Annotated in this window: 8 protein-coding genes, 2 tRNA genes and 3 rRNA genes; 7 read left to right on the top strand and 6 right to left on the bottom strand. The window is 38.4% G+C overall.

The window, feature by feature from the left end:
* The first annotated feature begins 403 nt into the window (after positions 1-403).
* The 7 genes from AA076_RS10420 to rrf all read left to right on the top strand — a co-directional run bounded on the left by AA076_RS10420 (position 404) and on the right by rrf (position 9155).
* Positions 404-2554, top strand: a complete 2151-nt coding sequence (locus AA076_RS10420) for a Tex family protein (RefSeq protein WP_000370124.1) — start codon at positions 404-406, stop codon at positions 2552-2554.
* Positions 2547-3002: a SprT family protein gene (locus AA076_RS10415; protein WP_001058111.1), complete on the top strand. Its 456-nt coding sequence runs from the start codon at positions 2547-2549 to the stop codon at positions 3000-3002. The genes AA076_RS10420 and AA076_RS10415 overlap by 8 nt, the downstream gene beginning before the upstream one ends.
* 646 nt (positions 3003-3648) lie before the next feature.
* A tRNA-Leu gene (locus AA076_RS10410) sits at positions 3649-3731 on the top strand.
* Positions 3732-3753: 22 nt separating this feature from the next.
* A tRNA-Gly gene (locus tag AA076_RS10405) sits at positions 3754-3827 on the top strand.
* A 118-nt stretch (positions 3828-3945) separates the two neighbouring features.
* Positions 3946-5497: ribosomal RNA gene (locus AA076_RS10400) — 16S ribosomal RNA — on the top strand.
* A gap of 548 nt (positions 5498-6045) precedes the next feature.
* A 23S ribosomal RNA gene (locus AA076_RS10395) occupies positions 6046-8968 on the top strand.
* 72 nt (positions 8969-9040) lie between these two features.
* A 5S ribosomal RNA gene (rrf, locus tag AA076_RS10390) occupies positions 9041-9155 on the top strand.
* The 16S, 23S and 5S rRNA genes sit together here with 2 tRNA genes alongside, the layout of an rRNA operon.
* 209 nt (positions 9156-9364) lie before the next feature.
* Here rrf and ilvA read toward each other — a convergent pair.
* From ilvA to ilvC, 6 genes are read right to left on the bottom strand one after another with little or no spacing between them, the layout of a single operon-like run.
* Positions 9365-10633: a threonine ammonia-lyase IlvA gene (ilvA, locus tag AA076_RS10380; protein WP_000216853.1), complete on the bottom strand. Its 1269-nt coding sequence runs from the start codon at positions 10631-10633 to the stop codon at positions 9365-9367.
* A gap of 14 nt (positions 10634-10647) precedes the next feature.
* Positions 10648-11220, bottom strand: a complete 573-nt coding sequence (gene leuD / locus AA076_RS10375) for a 3-isopropylmalate dehydratase small subunit (RefSeq protein WP_000718955.1) — start codon at positions 11218-11220, stop codon at positions 10648-10650.
* Positions 11221-12591, bottom strand: a complete 1371-nt coding sequence (gene leuC, locus AA076_RS10370; RefSeq protein WP_000531823.1) for a 3-isopropylmalate dehydratase large subunit — start codon at positions 12589-12591, stop codon at positions 11221-11223. It abuts the gene before it with no gap.
* A 13-nt stretch (positions 12592-12604) separates the two neighbouring features.
* Positions 12605-13651 carry a 3-isopropylmalate dehydrogenase gene (leuB, locus tag AA076_RS10365; RefSeq protein WP_000221956.1) on the bottom strand — a complete coding sequence of 349 codons (1047 nt, stop codon included), beginning with the start codon at positions 13649-13651 and terminating at the stop codon, positions 12605-12607.
* Positions 13652-13653: 2 nt separating this feature from the next.
* Positions 13654-15183: a 2-isopropylmalate synthase gene (locus AA076_RS10360; protein ID WP_000094576.1), complete on the bottom strand. Its 1530-nt coding sequence runs from the start codon at positions 15181-15183 to the stop codon at positions 13654-13656.
* 29 nt (positions 15184-15212) lie between these two features.
* Positions 15213-16217, bottom strand: coding sequence for a ketol-acid reductoisomerase (gene ilvC, locus AA076_RS10355; RefSeq protein WP_000214557.1), 1005 nt, complete (start codon positions 16215-16217; stop codon positions 15213-15215).
* Between the last annotated feature and the right edge of the window lie 30 nt (positions 16218-16247).

The following is a 16247-nucleotide window of genomic DNA, read 5'->3' as shown; positions in this document are numbered from 1 at the left end:
GAAAAATCCATATAATTATCCCTTGATTATTAAATTGAAATCGAGGGGTATTTTTAATTTAATTAAGATTTTCGAATTAATACATTATTAGTGTAGTTTAATGTGTATCCACATAAATGTCGCGATATAGTATTAATAATTTAAGTGAAGAAGATATCTAATTGTCGTTTTAAATAGGTGGGTTGCTATTAGAATAAAAAAAGTAGTCTTAGATTATGAAATTTAGAAATGATGGTGTGTCATTTTCAATAATCTTAGTGCGTTTTAAAATATAGTATGACCTAATCATTCGTTTTAAATGTTTTGGAAGTGAAAATTACATTAAGTATCATATCTTAATAGAAGTATTTTAGAATATGTTAAAATAAATGAGTAAATTTAAGAAAAAGTGTGGGTTAAGTAAATGGACAATCAATTGATTAATTCAATCATAGAGAAATATCAATTTAGTAAAAAACAAATTGAAGCAGTATTAACACTGCTAGAAGAAAAAAATACAGTACCATTTATTGCGAGGTATCGAAAAGAGCAAACTGGTGGACTAGATGAAGTTCAAATAAAGCAAATTGATGACGAATACCAATATATGGTCAATTTACAAAAACGTAAAGAAGAAGTTATCAAAAATATAGAACAGCAAGGATTACTTACTGAGGAATTAAAGAAGGATATTTTAAAACAGAACAAATTACAACGTGTTGAAGACCTATATAGGCCTTTTAAACAAAAGAAAAAGACAAGGGCAACTGAGGCGAAACGTAAAGGGTTAGAGCCATTAGCGATATGGATGAAGGCACGTAAACATGAAGTCTCAATTGAAGAAAAAGCACAACAATTTATAAATGAAGAAGTGCAATCGGTTGAAGATGCTATCAAAGGTGCACAAGATATTATTGCGGAACAAATTTCAGATAATCCTAAATATAGAACAAAAATTTTAAAAGATATGTATCATCAAGGTGTGTTAACTACATCTAAAAAGAAAAATGCTGAAGATGAAAAAGGTATTTTTGAAATGTACTATGCATATAGTGAGCCAATTAAACGCATTGCTAATCATAGAGTTTTAGCTGTTAATCGTGGTGAAAAAGAGAAAGTATTATCTGTAAAGTTTGAATTCGATACGACATCAGTAGAGGATTTCATTGCACGTCAAGAAATCAATCATAATAATGTAAATCGCAGTTATATTTTAGAGGCGATTAAAGATAGCTTGAAACGCTTAATTGTCCCTTCGATAGAGCGTGAAATCCATGCTGATTTAACTGAAAAAGCTGAAAATCATGCAATAGATGTTTTTAGTGAAAACTTAAGAAATCTATTACTGCAACCTCCAATGAAAGGTAAACAAATATTAGGCGTAGATCCAGCATTTAGAACAGGTTGTAAATTAGCAGTCATTAACCCATTCGGTACTTTTATAGCAAAAGGTGTGATTTATCCGCATCCACCAGTTTCTAAAAAAGAGGCAGCAGAGAAGGATTTTGTACAAATGGTTAAAGCGTATGATGTGCAATTAATTGCAATTGGCAATGGTACTGCAAGTCGTGAAACAGAACAATTTGTTGCAGATTTAATTAAAAAGCATCAGTTGCCAGTACAATTCATCATTGTCAATGAAGCGGGCGCTTCAGTATACTCAGCATCAGAAATTGCTAGAGATGAATTTCCTGATTTTCAAGTGGAAGAAAGAAGTGCCGTATCAATTGGACGACGCGTTCAAGATCCATTAAGTGAATTAGTTAAAATCGATCCTAAATCTATTGGTGTCGGACAATACCAGCATGATGTTAATCAAAAAGCACTAGAAAATGCATTAACTTTCGTTGTTGAAACAGCAGTTAACCAAGTAGGTGTTGATGTCAATACAGCATCATCATCATTATTACAATATGTGTCTGGTCTAAGTTCGCAAATTGCTAAAAATATAATTGCATATAGAGAAGAAAATGGCGCAATAAAGCATAATAAAGAGTTAAGCAAGATTAAGCGTTTGGGTGCTAAAACTTTTGAGCAGAGTATAGGATTTTTAAGAATAGTAGACGGTTCAGAGCCATTGGATAATACATCGATTCATCCCGAAAGCTATAAAGTAACGTATCAGTTATTAGATAAACTCGGATTTGGTGGCAATGATTTAGGTAGTGATGCATTAAAAGCTAAATTAAATTCATTGGATATGGATGAACTGGCGATTGAATTACAAGTCGGTGTACCTACATTAGAGGATATTATTAAATCCTTGAAAGCACCTAATCGAGATCCAAGGGACGAGTTTGAAACACCAATCCTTAAATCCGATGTGCTATCAATTGAAGATTTACAAGAAGGAATGAAATTGAGTGGTACAGTTAGAAATGTAGTAGATTTTGGAGCATTTGTAGATATAGGTGTTAAACAAGATGGACTTGTCCATGTTTCGAAACTTTCTAAGAAGTTCGTAAAAAATCCAATGGATATTGTCAGTGTTGGTGATATCGTTGACGTTTGGATTTACAGTATTGACAAAAATAAAGACAAAGTATCATTAACGATGATTGATCCACATGAATAATGACAAACTTCAGCGAATGGTTGAGAATCTTTCGGAAGAAAAATTTGGACGTACGTTTCGACATTGTGCATATTTTAATAAAAGGTTACGTACAACAGGCGGACGTTATCTTTTAAAGTCCCATGATATTGAAATTAATCCAAAACAATATGAGCATTATGGAGAAGATGCTGTTGTAAAAATTATACTGCACGAATTGTGTCATTATCACTTGCATATTGCTGGTAAAGGTTATCAACATAAAGATCAAGATTTTAAACGATTGAGCCAACAAGTTGGAGCGCCTAGATTTTGTAACAGCATTGAAAGCTATCAACAACGGGCAAATTATGAATATTATTGCACTAAATGTCATGCAAAATATATACGTATCCGTAAAGTTGATACGAATCGTATGCGTTGCGGACATTGCAATGGAAAATTAAGAATGAAAAGACAATTGAAATAAGTACAATACAAATAGAGCTAATTCGTGTATATGTAAGATTATTTATGAGTTGTATGGAATTTATATAGAATTTATCAGTGAGTTATTTTGATTGGTAAACATAGTAATTGAATAAGAAGAAATTGTGTTTATAAAATGTTTAAAGCCGAGATTGTCGTAATTTAATACTTCGCAATCTCGGCTTTTCTACTTATGATATAGGTAATGGCATAAATTGTGGCTTGATAGGATGAAATTAAAATGATTAGATTAAAAATCTTGGCGTATTTTAGTAATAATTAATATATAAACTTTACCCAATTAAAGCTTTAAAGTAGCACAAAAGATAATTATACATTTTTCATGACATTTTGATTGAACTTTTCTATTGACTGTACAGCTTATAGTTAGTATGATTAAACACGTTCCTTAAAAAAGAACAAATTAAATAAACTTTGATTTGAAAGACAGTCAATTCTAAATTTAATTTATAAAATATGTTGACAATAAGTTCTAAATGTTTTATTATAAATAGCGTTGTGTTAACAACTGATAACACAAATTAATTTAATGTAAAAAAACGATTAAAAGTTATTGACAAATATTTTTAAACATAATATAATAAATAACGTTCTGAAAAACGAAGATGTTTTAAATGCCTATATCCGCGGTCGTGGCGGAATGGCAGACGCGCTAGGTTGAGGGCCTAGTGGGAGAAATCCCGTGGAGGTTCAAGTCCTCTCGGCCGCATCAAAATTCTTAATTTAAATAAGCGGGTGTAGTTTAATGGCAAAACCTCAGCCTTCCAAGCTGATGTTGTGGGTTCGATTCCCATCACCCGCTCCATAGATAATTTTAATGAACATTGAAAACTGAATGACAATATGTCAACGTTAATTCCAAAAACGTAACTATAAGTTACAAACATTATTTAGTATTTATGAGCTAATCAAACATCATAATTTTTATGGAGAGTTTGATCCTGGCTCAGGATGAACGCTGGCGGCGTGCCTAATACATGCAAGTCGAGCGAACGGACGAGAAGCTTGCTTCTCTGATGTTAGCGGCGGACGGGTGAGTAACACGTGGATAACCTACCTATAAGACTGGGATAACTTCGGGAAACCGGAGCTAATACCGGATGATATTTTGAACCGCATGGTTCAAAAGTGAAAGACGGTCTTGCTGTCACTTATAGATGGATCCGCGCTGCATTAGCTAGTTGGTAAGGTAACGGCTTACCAAGGCAACGATGCATAGCCGACCTGAGAGGGTGATCGGCCACACTGGAACTGAGACACGGTCCAGACTCCTACGGGAGGCAGCAGTAGGGAATCTTCCGCAATGGGCGAAAGCCTGACGGAGCAACGCCGCGTGAGTGATGAAGGTCTTCGGATCGTAAAACTCTGTTATTAGGGAAGAACATATGTGTAAGTAACTGTGCACATCTTGACGGTACCTAATCAGAAAGCCACGGCTAACTACGTGCCAGCAGCCGCGGTAATACGTAGGTGGCAAGCGTTATCCGGAATTATTGGGCGTAAAGCGCGCGTAGGCGGTTTTTTAAGTCTGATGTGAAAGCCCACGGCTCAACCGTGGAGGGTCATTGGAAACTGGAAAACTTGAGTGCAGAAGAGGAAAGTGGAATTCCATGTGTAGCGGTGAAATGCGCAGAGATATGGAGGAACACCAGTGGCGAAGGCGACTTTCTGGTCTGTAACTGACGCTGATGTGCGAAAGCGTGGGGATCAAACAGGATTAGATACCCTGGTAGTCCACGCCGTAAACGATGAGTGCTAAGTGTTAGGGGGTTTCCGCCCCTTAGTGCTGCAGCTAACGCATTAAGCACTCCGCCTGGGGAGTACGACCGCAAGGTTGAAACTCAAAGGAATTGACGGGGACCCGCACAAGCGGTGGAGCATGTGGTTTAATTCGAAGCAACGCGAAGAACCTTACCAAATCTTGACATCCTTTGACAACTCTAGAGATAGAGCCTTCCCCTTCGGGGGACAAAGTGACAGGTGGTGCATGGTTGTCGTCAGCTCGTGTCGTGAGATGTTGGGTTAAGTCCCGCAACGAGCGCAACCCTTAAGCTTAGTTGCCATCATTAAGTTGGGCACTCTAAGTTGACTGCCGGTGACAAACCGGAGGAAGGTGGGGATGACGTCAAATCATCATGCCCCTTATGATTTGGGCTACACACGTGCTACAATGGACAATACAAAGGGCAGCGAAACCGCGAGGTCAAGCAAATCCCATAAAGTTGTTCTCAGTTCGGATTGTAGTCTGCAACTCGACTACATGAAGCTGGAATCGCTAGTAATCGTAGATCAGCATGCTACGGTGAATACGTTCCCGGGTCTTGTACACACCGCCCGTCACACCACGAGAGTTTGTAACACCCGAAGCCGGTGGAGTAACCTTTTAGGAGCTAGCCGTCGAAGGTGGGACAAATGATTGGGGTGAAGTCGTAACAAGGTAGCCGTATCGGAAGGTGCGGCTGGATCACCTCCTTTCTAAGGATATATTCGGAACATCTTCTTCAGAAGATGCGGAATAACGTGACATATTGTATTCAGTTTTGAATGTTTATTTAACATTCAAATATTTTTTGGTTAAAGTGATATTGCTTATGCGAGCGCTTGACAATCTATTCTTTTTAAAGAAAGCGGTTGTTAGACAATGCATTAAGAAAAATTAAAGCGGAGTTTACTTTTGTAAATGAGCATTTGATTTTTTGAAAATAAAGCAGTATGCGAGCGCTTGACTAAAAAGAAATTGTACATTGAAAACTAGATAAGTAAGTAAAATATAGATTTTACCAAGCAAAACCGAGTGAATAAAGAGTTTTAAATAAGCTTGAATTCATAAGAAATAATCGCTAGTGTTCGAAAGAACACTCACAAGATTAATAACGCGTTTAAATCTTTTTATAAAAGAAAACGTTTAGCAGACAATGAGTTAAATTATTTTAAAGCAGAGTTTACTTATGTAAATGAGCATTTAAAATAATGAAAACGAAGCCGTATGTGAGCGTTTGACTTATAAAAATGGTGGAAACATAGATTAAGTTATTAAGGGCGCACGGTGGATGCCTTGGCACTAGAAGCCGATGAAGGACGTTACTAACGACGATATGCTTTGGGGAGCTGTAAGTAAGCTTTGATCCAGAGATTTCCGAATGGGGAAACCCAGCATGAGTTATGTCATGTTATCGATATGTGAATACATAGCATATCAGAAGGCACACCCGGAGAACTGAAACATCTTAGTACCCGGAGGAAGAGAAAGAAAATTCGATTCCCTTAGTAGCGGCGAGCGAAACGGGAAGAGCCCAAACCAACAAGCTTGCTTGTTGGGGTTGTAGGACACTCTATACGGAGTTACAAAGGACGACATTAGACGAATCATCTGGAAAGATGAATCAAAGAAGGTAATAATCCTGTAGTCGAAAATGTTGTCTCTCTTGAGTGGATCCTGAGTACGACGGAGCACGTGAAATTCCGTCGGAATCTGGGAGGACCATCTCCTAAGGCTAAATACTCTCTAGTGACCGATAGTGAACCAGTACCGTGAGGGAAAGGTGAAAAGCACCCCGGAAGGGGAGTGAAATAGAACCTGAAACCGTGTGCTTACAAGTAGTCAGAGCCCGTTAATGGGTGATGGCGTGCCTTTTGTAGAATGAACCGGCGAGTTACGATTTGATGCAAGGTTAAGCAGTAAATGTGGAGCCGTAGCGAAAGCGAGTCTGAATAGGGCGTTTAGTATTTGGTCGTAGACCCGAAACCAGGTGATCTACCCTTGGTCAGGTTGAAGTTCAGGTAACACTGAATGGAGGACCGAACCGACTTACGTTGAAAAGTGAGCGGATGAACTGAGGGTAGCGGAGAAATTCCAATCGAACCTGGAGATAGCTGGTTCTCTCCGAAATAGCTTTAGGGCTAGCCTCAAGTGATGATTATTGGAGGTAGAGCACTGTTTGGACGAGGGGCCCCTCTCGGGTTACCGAATTCAGACAAACTCCGAATGCCAATTAATTTAACTTGGGAGTCAGAACATGGGTGATAAGGTCCGTGTTCGAAAGGGAAACAGCCCAGACCACCAGCTAAGGTCCCAAAATATATGTTAAGTGGAAAAGGATGTGGCGTTGCCCAGACAACTAGGATGTTGGCTTAGAAGCAGCCATCATTTAAAGAGTGCGTAATAGCTCACTAGTCGAGTGACACTGCGCCGAAAATGTACCGGGGCTAAACATATTACCGAAGCTGTGGATTGTCCTTTGGACAATGGTAGGAGAGCGTTCTAAGGGCGTTGAAGCATGATCGTAAGGACATGTGGAGCGCTTAGAAGTGAGAATGCCGGTGTGAGTAGCGAAAGACGGGTGAGAATCCCGTCCACCGATTGACTAAGGTTTCCAGAGGAAGGCTCGTCCGCTCTGGGTTAGTCGGGTCCTAAGCTGAGGCCGACAGGCGTAGGCGATGGATAACAGGTTGATATTCCTGTACCACCTATAATCGTTTTAATCGATGGGGGGACGCAGTAGGATAGGCGAAGCGTGCGATTGGATTGCACGTCTAAGCAGTAAGGCTGAGTATTAGGCAAATCCGGTACTCGTTAAGGCTGAGCTGTGATGGGGAGAAGACATTGTGTCTTCGAGTCGTTGATTTCACACTGCCGAGAAAAGCCTCTAGATAGAAAATAGGTGCCCGTACCGCAAACCGACACAGGTAGTCAAGATGAGAATTCTAAGGTGAGCGAGCGAACTCTCGTTAAGGAACTCGGCAAAATGACCCCGTAACTTCGGGAGAAGGGGTGCTCTTTAGGGTTAACGCCCAGAAGAGCCGCAGTGAATAGGCCCAAGCGACTGTTTATCAAAAACACAGGTCTCTGCTAAACCGTAAGGTGATGTATAGGGGCTGACGCCTGCCCGGTGCTGGAAGGTTAAGAGGAGTGGTTAGCTTCTGCGAAGCTACGAATCGAAGCCCCAGTAAACGGCGGCCGTAACTATAACGGTCCTAAGGTAGCGAAATTCCTTGTCGGGTAAGTTCCGACCCGCACGAAAGGCGTAACGATTTGGGCACTGTCTCAACGAGAGACTCGGTGAAATCATAGTACCTGTGAAGATGCAGGTTACCCGCGACAGGACGGAAAGACCCCGTGGAGCTTTACTGTAGCCTGATATTGAAATTCGGCACAGCTTGTACAGGATAGGTAGGAGCCTTTGAAACGTGAGCGCTAGCTTACGTGGAGGCGCTGGTGGGATACTACCCTAGCTGTGTTGGCTTTCTAACCCGCACCACTTATCGTGGTGGGAGACAGTGTCAGGCGGGCAGTTTGACTGGGGCGGTCGCCTCCTAAAAGGTAACGGAGGCGCTCAAAGGTTCCCTCAGAATGGTTGGAAATCATTCATAGAGTGTAAAGGCATAAGGGAGCTTGACTGCGAGACCTACAAGTCGAGCAGGGTCGAAAGACGGACTTAGTGATCCGGTGGTTCCGCATGGAAGGGCCATCGCTCAACGGATAAAAGCTACCCCGGGGATAACAGGCTTATCTCCCCCAAGAGTTCACATCGACGGGGAGGTTTGGCACCTCGATGTCGGCTCATCGCATCCTGGGGCTGTAGTCGGTCCCAAGGGTTGGGCTGTTCGCCCATTAAAGCGGTACGCGAGCTGGGTTCAGAACGTCGTGAGACAGTTCGGTCCCTATCCGTCGTGGGCGTAGGAAATTTGAGAGGAGCTGTCCTTAGTACGAGAGGACCGGGATGGACATACCTCTGGTGTACCAGTTGTCGTGCCAACGGCATAGCTGGGTAGCTATGTGTGGACGGGATAAGTGCTGAAAGCATCTAAGCATGAAGCCCCCCTCAAGATGAGATTTCCCAACTTCGGTTATAAGATCCCTCAAAGATGATGAGGTTAATAGGTTCGAGGTGGAAGCATGGTGACATGTGGAGCTGACGAATACTAATCGATCGAAGACTTAATCAAAATAAATGTTTTGCGAAGCAAAATCACTTTTACTTACTATCTAGTTTTGAATGTATAATTTACATTCATATGTCTGGTGACTATAGCAAGGAGGTCACACCTGTTCCCATGCCGAACACAGAAGTTAAGCTCCTTAGCGTCGATGGTAGTCGAACTTACGTTCCGCTAGAGTAGAACGTTGCCAGGCAAAAAGTGGATGCGATGAGCCGCATTGAGACCGCAAGGTCTCTTTTTTTATGTCTAAAACGTCAAAATAAAAGCAAACACAAAGAAAGATGGCTTGGCGAAGTGAAAACGTTTGAATCTGACGAAACGAGAAATGTAAAGTATAATAAAAAGCAGTCATAAGATGATTTCAATTAGAAATCAATTTATGACTGTTTTTCTTACTATGTGTTAAATTAACAATGAATATAACATCTTATTTTCATTAATATAAATATTGGAAGGATCGAAATGATTTACACGTTGTTTGAGTTGTATTAAATCATCATGATCTTTAAGTTGAATACCAATAATGACAGTACCTGTATTTTGAGAAGATTTTTTTAAGTATTCAAATTTAGTAATATCGTCTTGAGGTCCTAATACGTCATTTACAAATTCTCTCAATGCACCTGGACGTTGAGGGAAATTTAAGATAAAGTAATGCTTCATTTCTTCGTATAGTAATGAACGTTCTTCAATTTCTTTCATTCGATTAATATCATTATTACCACCACTAATGACACAAACCACTGTTTTACCTTTAATATGATCTTTATAGTTTTCAAGCGCACTTACACTTAATGCGCCAGCAGGTTCTGCTACAATTGCTTGTTTTGAATACATATCTAAAATCGTAGAACAAACTGCACCTTCATCTACTTGAACGTAATCATCTACATTTTCTTTTGCAATTTCAAATGTAATATCGCCAACTCTAGCTACAGATGCACCGTCCACAAATTTATCGATATTAGGCAATGTGACTACCTGATTATTTACCACAACAGATTCATACATACTACTTGCACCTGAAGGTTCAACACCTATAATTTTCGTGGTAGGTGAATAGGTTTTAAAGTAAGTACTAATACCTGAAATTAAACCGCCACCACCAATTGCGGCAAATAGATAATCAAAGTTAACATTGTCAGACTTTGCTTGTTCTAGCATTTCTTTAGCAAGCGTACCTTGTCCAGAAATTGTATGAACATTATTGAATGGATCTATAAAGTTCATTTGATGTTCACTTGTATAAGTTAAAGCTTCAGCTAAACAGTGATCAAATGTATCACCAGTGAGTACAACTTCAACGTTACTATTTCCAAAGAACTTTACTTGATTTACCTTTTGTAAAGGTGTAGTGACTGGCATAAAGATAACAGCGTTTAAATTAAGTTTTTTAGCTGTATAGGCAACACCTTGAGCATGATTACCTGCACTTGCACATGTAATACCTTTACTTTTAGCTTCATCTGATAAAACAGAAATAGCGTTGTAAGCACCTCTTAATTTAAAAGAACGTACCCATTGTAAATCTTCTCGTTTTAAATAGACTTTACAATCATACTTTTGAGATAAGTAATGGTCTAATTGTAAAGGTGTTTCTTTGACAATATCTTTAAGTCTTAAAAATGCCTCATCGATATCTTTCGTAGAAACTGTTGTTTTGACTGTCATAATATTCAACTCCCTTAAAGTGATTTTTCATATTTTTCTATTAATGATTCATATTGTAGGGTGATTGCAATGTCATCTAAGCCATTTACAAGTTTATTCTTCCAAGTTTCATCAATTTCAAAATGGAAACGCTTGTCTGGTGATGACACAGTTTGATTTGGTAAATCGACCTCAATTTCAACATATTGTGCAAGATGTTCACGGGCACTTTTTTCTAAAACGATAGGCAACATCGCATTTTTAGTGCAATTCATATAAAATATGTCACTGAAACTTCCTGCAATAATAATATGAAAACCATAGTCCTTAAGAGCCCAAGCAGCATGTTCACGACTTGAACCACATCCAAAATTATCTCCAGTAATTAAAATAGAAGCCCCTTTATATTGTGGTTTGTTAGGATTGAAATCAGGATTATCTGAACCATCAGGTAAGTACCGCCATTCATCAAAAGCAAATGGACCAAAGCCACTTTTTGAAATACGCTTTAAGTGTACCTTAGGAATGATTTGGTCTGTATCGATATTGTCGTTGAAGAGAGGGACTATTTTACCTTTATATGTTGTAATAGGTTTGATTGCTGCCATTTAAACAACCACCTTTCTTACGTCCACAAATTTACCATGAATAGCTGCTGCTGCTGCCATAGCAGGGGATACTAAATGTGTTCTTGCACCTTTGCCTTGTCGTCCTTCAAAGTTTCGATTACTTGTAGATGCACAATGTACGCCCTCAGGTACTTGGTCAGGATTCATGCCTAAACACATTGAACATCCTGGTTCACGCCATTCAAATCCTGCATTTTTAAAGATAGTATCTAGACCTAATTTTTCTGCTTCTTTTTTTACTGTACGAGAACCTGGTACGACAATAGCTGTAATATTTGGATGAACTTTATTTCCTTTAACAATATGACTAGCTTCAATCAAATCTGATAGTCTAGCATTTGTACATGAACCGAGAAAAACATACCCTAAGTCGATGTCTTCAGCTTTTTGACCTGGTTCTAACCCCATATAATCATACGCACGTTGATCGTTGATATCATTGATTTCAGGGAATGGTTCACTGAAATTAACACCCATTTCAGGATTAGTTCCCCATGTCACTTGTGGTTCTAATGTTGAAACATCAAGTTCAATTACACGATCAAATATCGCGTCGTCATCAGAATATAGCTCACGCCACTTATCAACTGATTTAGCGAAGTTATCGGCAAATGGTCTCCCTTTAACATATTCAAATGTTATATCATCAGGTTGGATTATGCCGTATTTGGCACCACCTTCGATAGCCATGTTACAAATAGTCATTCGACCATCCATTGAAAGGTTTTTAATTGTTTCGCCAGTAAATTCCAAAGCATAGCCTGTACCAAAGTCAACACCATACGTTTTAATTAAATGCAGAATAATGTCCTTAGCATAGACGCCTGTTGGTAAGGTACCATTAATATCGATTTTTAAGTTTTTGGGTTTTGTTTGCCATAGCGTTTGAGTTGCGAAAACATGTTCAACTTCACTTGTTCCAATTCCAAATGCAATAGCACCAAATGCTCCATGTGTTGCTGTGTGAGAGTCACCACAAACGATTGTCTTGCCAGGCTGTGTAAGTCCTGTCTCAGGTCCTACCATGTGAACAATACCTTGTTCATCAGAACCCATATCAAAAATATGCACCCCAAAATCTATGGCGTTTTTTTGTAATGTTGTGATTTGTTTGTTTGCAATTTCATCTTTAATATTGAATATATCAATAGTAGGAACATTGTGATCGAGTGTTGCAAATGTTAAATCTGGGCGTCTTAATTTTCTGTTTTGAAGCCTAAGTCCTTCAAATGCTTGAGGAGAAGTAACTTCATGTATAAGGTGTAAATCAATGTATAATAGTTGCGGTTCGCCCAATTTCCCGTATAACACATGTCTGTTCCACACCTTGTCAAATAATGTTTGACCCATTTACATCTCCCCCTTAGTGATTCAATTTTTGAGATAGAATTTCGAAAATATCAGTAGTATTCAATTTGCCGCCTAAATCTGCTGTCGTTTGCCCATGTTCAATCATGCTATAAATATGTTGTTCTAATTCATCTGCAGCATCTGGTTGATTTAAGCTTTCACGTAAACACATCGCTAAAGATAGAATCATTCCAAATGGATTGGCAACGTTTTTACCTGCAATATCTGGTGCTGATCCATGAATAGGCTCATACAATCTTGGACCATCGTTACTAAAACTAGCAGAAGGTGATAAACCAAGTGAACCAGGAATCACTGAAGCTTCATCACTTAAAATATCGCCAAATAAGTTTTCACATACGATGACGTCAAATTGTTTTGGATTTGTGATTAAATGCATACTACAAGCATCAACAAATAAGTGATTTACTGTTACTTCTGGATATAATTGACTTACTTCATTTACGACTTTGCGCCACAATTTACTAGAAGCTAATACATTTTCTTTATCAACTGATGTTAGTTTTCCTCGTCTTGAAGCGGCCAATTTAAATGCTACGTGAACAATGCGTTCTATTTCTTCTCTTGTATAAGTAAGAGAATCTAAGGCCTCGTGATTATTAAAATGTCTAGGTTCTCCAAAATAAATACCACTTGTCAATTCACGGACTATAACTAAATCTGTGCCTTCAACGCGTTCTTCCTTTAAAGGTGATAAAGAACTAGCGCCTTTGACAACGGTAGTGGGGCGTATATTTACAAATAAATTTAAGGATTTACGCAATTTTAATAATCCTTGTTCTGGTCGATTGTTAGGATCTGTCCATTTAGGTCCACCGATTGCACCCAGTAAAATAGCATCTGCTCTTTTACACGCATTTAAGGTTTTCTCAGTTAAAGGCTCGCCGAATGTATCAATAGAGGCACCACCAAATTCGTGGTGCTCTATTTGATAATTAAAGTTATATTTATTACTTATAATTTCAAGCAATGATAGAGATCCGTTCAAAATTTCTGGACCGATTCCATCACCAGGTAGGGCAACAATGTTATAAGTCATAATTAATTACCTACCTTCTCAACATTTTCAGCTGCAAATTTAGCATGTGCTTCTACGTATGCTTTACAAGAGGCTTGTAAAATATCATGATCAATACCAAAGCCATTGACAGTCTTACCTTCAATCAATAAATTTACATGTACTTCTGCTTGGGCATCAGTACCTTCAGTGACAGAATTAATACGATAATCAATTAATTCTGTTTCTTTCTGGAAAATACGATCAACTGCATTGTAAATTGCTACGATTGAACCAGTACCAATACTTGAATCCTGGTAAATATGACCCTCTTTATCTTTAACAACAACAACAGCACTTTGAAGGCCGCTAGAGACATATTGTAGTTGCAGTGTTTCCAATTTATAAAGTGCTTGATGCTCATGCTCAGAACCTTGAATAATCGCATGAATATCTCTATCTGAAACAGATTTCTTTTTGTCCGCAATGGCCTTGAATTGTTTAAATAAATCTATTTGCGCTTCTTTATCAATGTCATAACCTAATGCTTTTAACTTCTCTGAGAAGGCGTGTTTACCAGATAATTTTCCTAATGGAAGTTCAGTCGTGCTTACACCAACAAGTTGAGGTGTCATAATTTCATATGTTTCACGATGTTTTAATACGCCATCTTGGTGAATACCTGATTCATGACTAAATGCATTTTGGCCAACAATTGCTTTATTTCTAGGCACTCGAATACCTGCATATCTTGAAATTAAATCCGATGTTTTTTTAGTTTCTTCGAGATTAAGAGCAGTTTGAGCACCATAATGATCATTTCGAACGTATAGTGCAAGCGCGACTTCTTCAAGTGCTGCATTACCTGCTCGTTCACCAATACCATTTACAGTGCCTTCAATTCGTCTCGCACCGCCTTCAATTGCAGCTAAACTATTTGAAACAGCCATTCCTAAATCGTCATGGCAATGAGCACTATAAATAATTTCATTTGAAGATGTTACAGATTCTGTTAAGGTTTTGAAAATATGTGCATATTCATCATGGTAACTGTAGCCGACTGTATCAGGAATATTAATAACTGTAGCTCCAGCGTCAACGGCAGTTTGTACACATTTCACTAAGAATGGTAATTCAGTACGCGTTGCATCTTCAGGTGAAAATTGAACAACGTCAAATAATTGTTTCGCGTATGTGACATGTTCTTTAATAGATGCTAAAACGTCTTCTTGAGACATTTTAAGTTTATGTTCAAGATGAATAGGTGATGTTGCTATAAAAACATGCACGACCGGCTTCGCTGCATCTTTTGTTGCTTCATATACAGCATCGATGTCAGATTTTTTACATCTAGCTAAACCACATACAGCCGTTGTTGTTAATGTTTGTGCAATTGCTTGAACAGATTTAAAGCTACCTGTACTTGAAGCAGGAAATCCAGCTTCAATAACATCTACACCCCATTTTTCTAATTGCAATGCAATACGCAAGCGTTCATCAAAAGTAAAATTCACTCCTGGTGTTTGTTCACCGTCTCTTAGTGTCGTATCAAAAATTTGAATATGACTACTCATATTTAACAACTCCTCATTGTAGGTCTATCTTATTTTTCAATGCTTTTAGATTTAATAAAAGGCATCATTTCGCGTAATTCACGACCAACTTTTTCAATTTGATGACCATGTTGTTCTTCGCGTAATTTATAAAATTCTTTGAATCCATTTTTATTGTCTTCGATAAAGCGATTACTGAAGTTACCATTTTGGATATCAGTTAATACAGCTTTCATATTTTCTTTAACATCTGGTGTGATAACACGTGGTCCTGAAACATAGTCACCAAATTCAGCAGTATTTGAAATTGAGTAACGTACATTTTCCATACCGCCTTCATACATCAAATCAACGATTAATTTCATTTCATGTAATACTTCAAAATAAGCTAATTCTGGTTGATAACCCGCTTCTACTAATGTTTCAAAGCCACTTTGAATTAATTTCGATACACCACCGCAAAGTACTGCTTGTTCACCAAATAAATCTGTCTCAGTTTCTTCTTTAAATGTTGTTTCAATAACACCTGCACGAGTTGCACCAATACCTTTTGCATAACTTAAAGCAATATTACGTGCTTGACCTGAAGCGCCTTGTTGAATACCAAATAGTGATGGTACAGCAGAACCTTCAACAAATGTACGTCTAACTAAATGACCCGGTCCTTTAGGAGCTACTAAAAATACATCAACATCAGCTGGTGGTTGAATAACACCAAAATGAATGTTAAAGCCATGAGCAAATGCAAGCGCATTATGTTTTTCTAAATTTGGTTCAATTTCGTTTTTGTATACATCACCTTGAATTTCATCAGGTAATAGCACCATAATTACATCAGCTTGCTTAACTGCTTCTGCAACAGGGAACACATCAAATCCATCTTCTTTAGCTTTGTCAAAAGAACGACCTGGGCGAATGCCGATGACTACATCATATCCATTGTCTTTTAAGTTTTGTGCATGCGCGTGACCTTGTGATCCATAACCTACTACTGCAATTTTTTTGCCTTGTAAAGCGTCCGTTTTTACATCTTGATCATAATAAACTGTTGTCATAATAAATTCCTCCAAATAATTAAATATTTT

Source organism: Staphylococcus aureus (assembly GCF_001027105.1).
Taxonomy (GTDB): domain Bacteria; phylum Bacillota; class Bacilli; order Staphylococcales; family Staphylococcaceae; genus Staphylococcus; species Staphylococcus aureus.
The sequence above is the reverse complement of the archived record's forward strand: the minus strand, read 5'-3'. Positions and strand labels throughout refer to the sequence as shown.

Coding starts and splice junctions, on each gene's coding strand:
- AA076_RS10420 (WP_000370124.1), top strand. CDS start 404: ATGGACAATCAATTGATTAATTCAATCATAGAGAAATATCAATTTAGT.
- AA076_RS10415 (WP_001058111.1), top strand. CDS start 2,547: ATGAATAATGACAAACTTCAGCGAATGGTTGAGAATCTTTCGGAAGAA.
- ilvA (WP_000216853.1), bottom strand. CDS start 10,633: ATGACAGTCAAAACAACAGTTTCTACGAAAGATATCGATGAGGCATTT.
- leuD (WP_000718955.1), bottom strand. CDS start 11,220: ATGGCAGCAATCAAACCTATTACAACATATAAAGGTAAAATAGTCCCT.
- leuC (WP_000531823.1), bottom strand. CDS start 12,591: ATGGGTCAAACATTATTTGACAAGGTGTGGAACAGACATGTGTTATAC.
- leuB (WP_000221956.1), bottom strand. CDS start 13,651: ATGACTTATAACATTGTTGCCCTACCTGGTGATGGAATCGGTCCAGAA.
- AA076_RS10360 (WP_000094576.1), bottom strand. CDS start 15,183: ATGAGTAGTCATATTCAAATTTTTGATACGACACTAAGAGACGGTGAA.
- ilvC (WP_000214557.1), bottom strand. CDS start 16,217: ATGACAACAGTTTATTATGATCAAGATGTAAAAACGGACGCTTTACAA.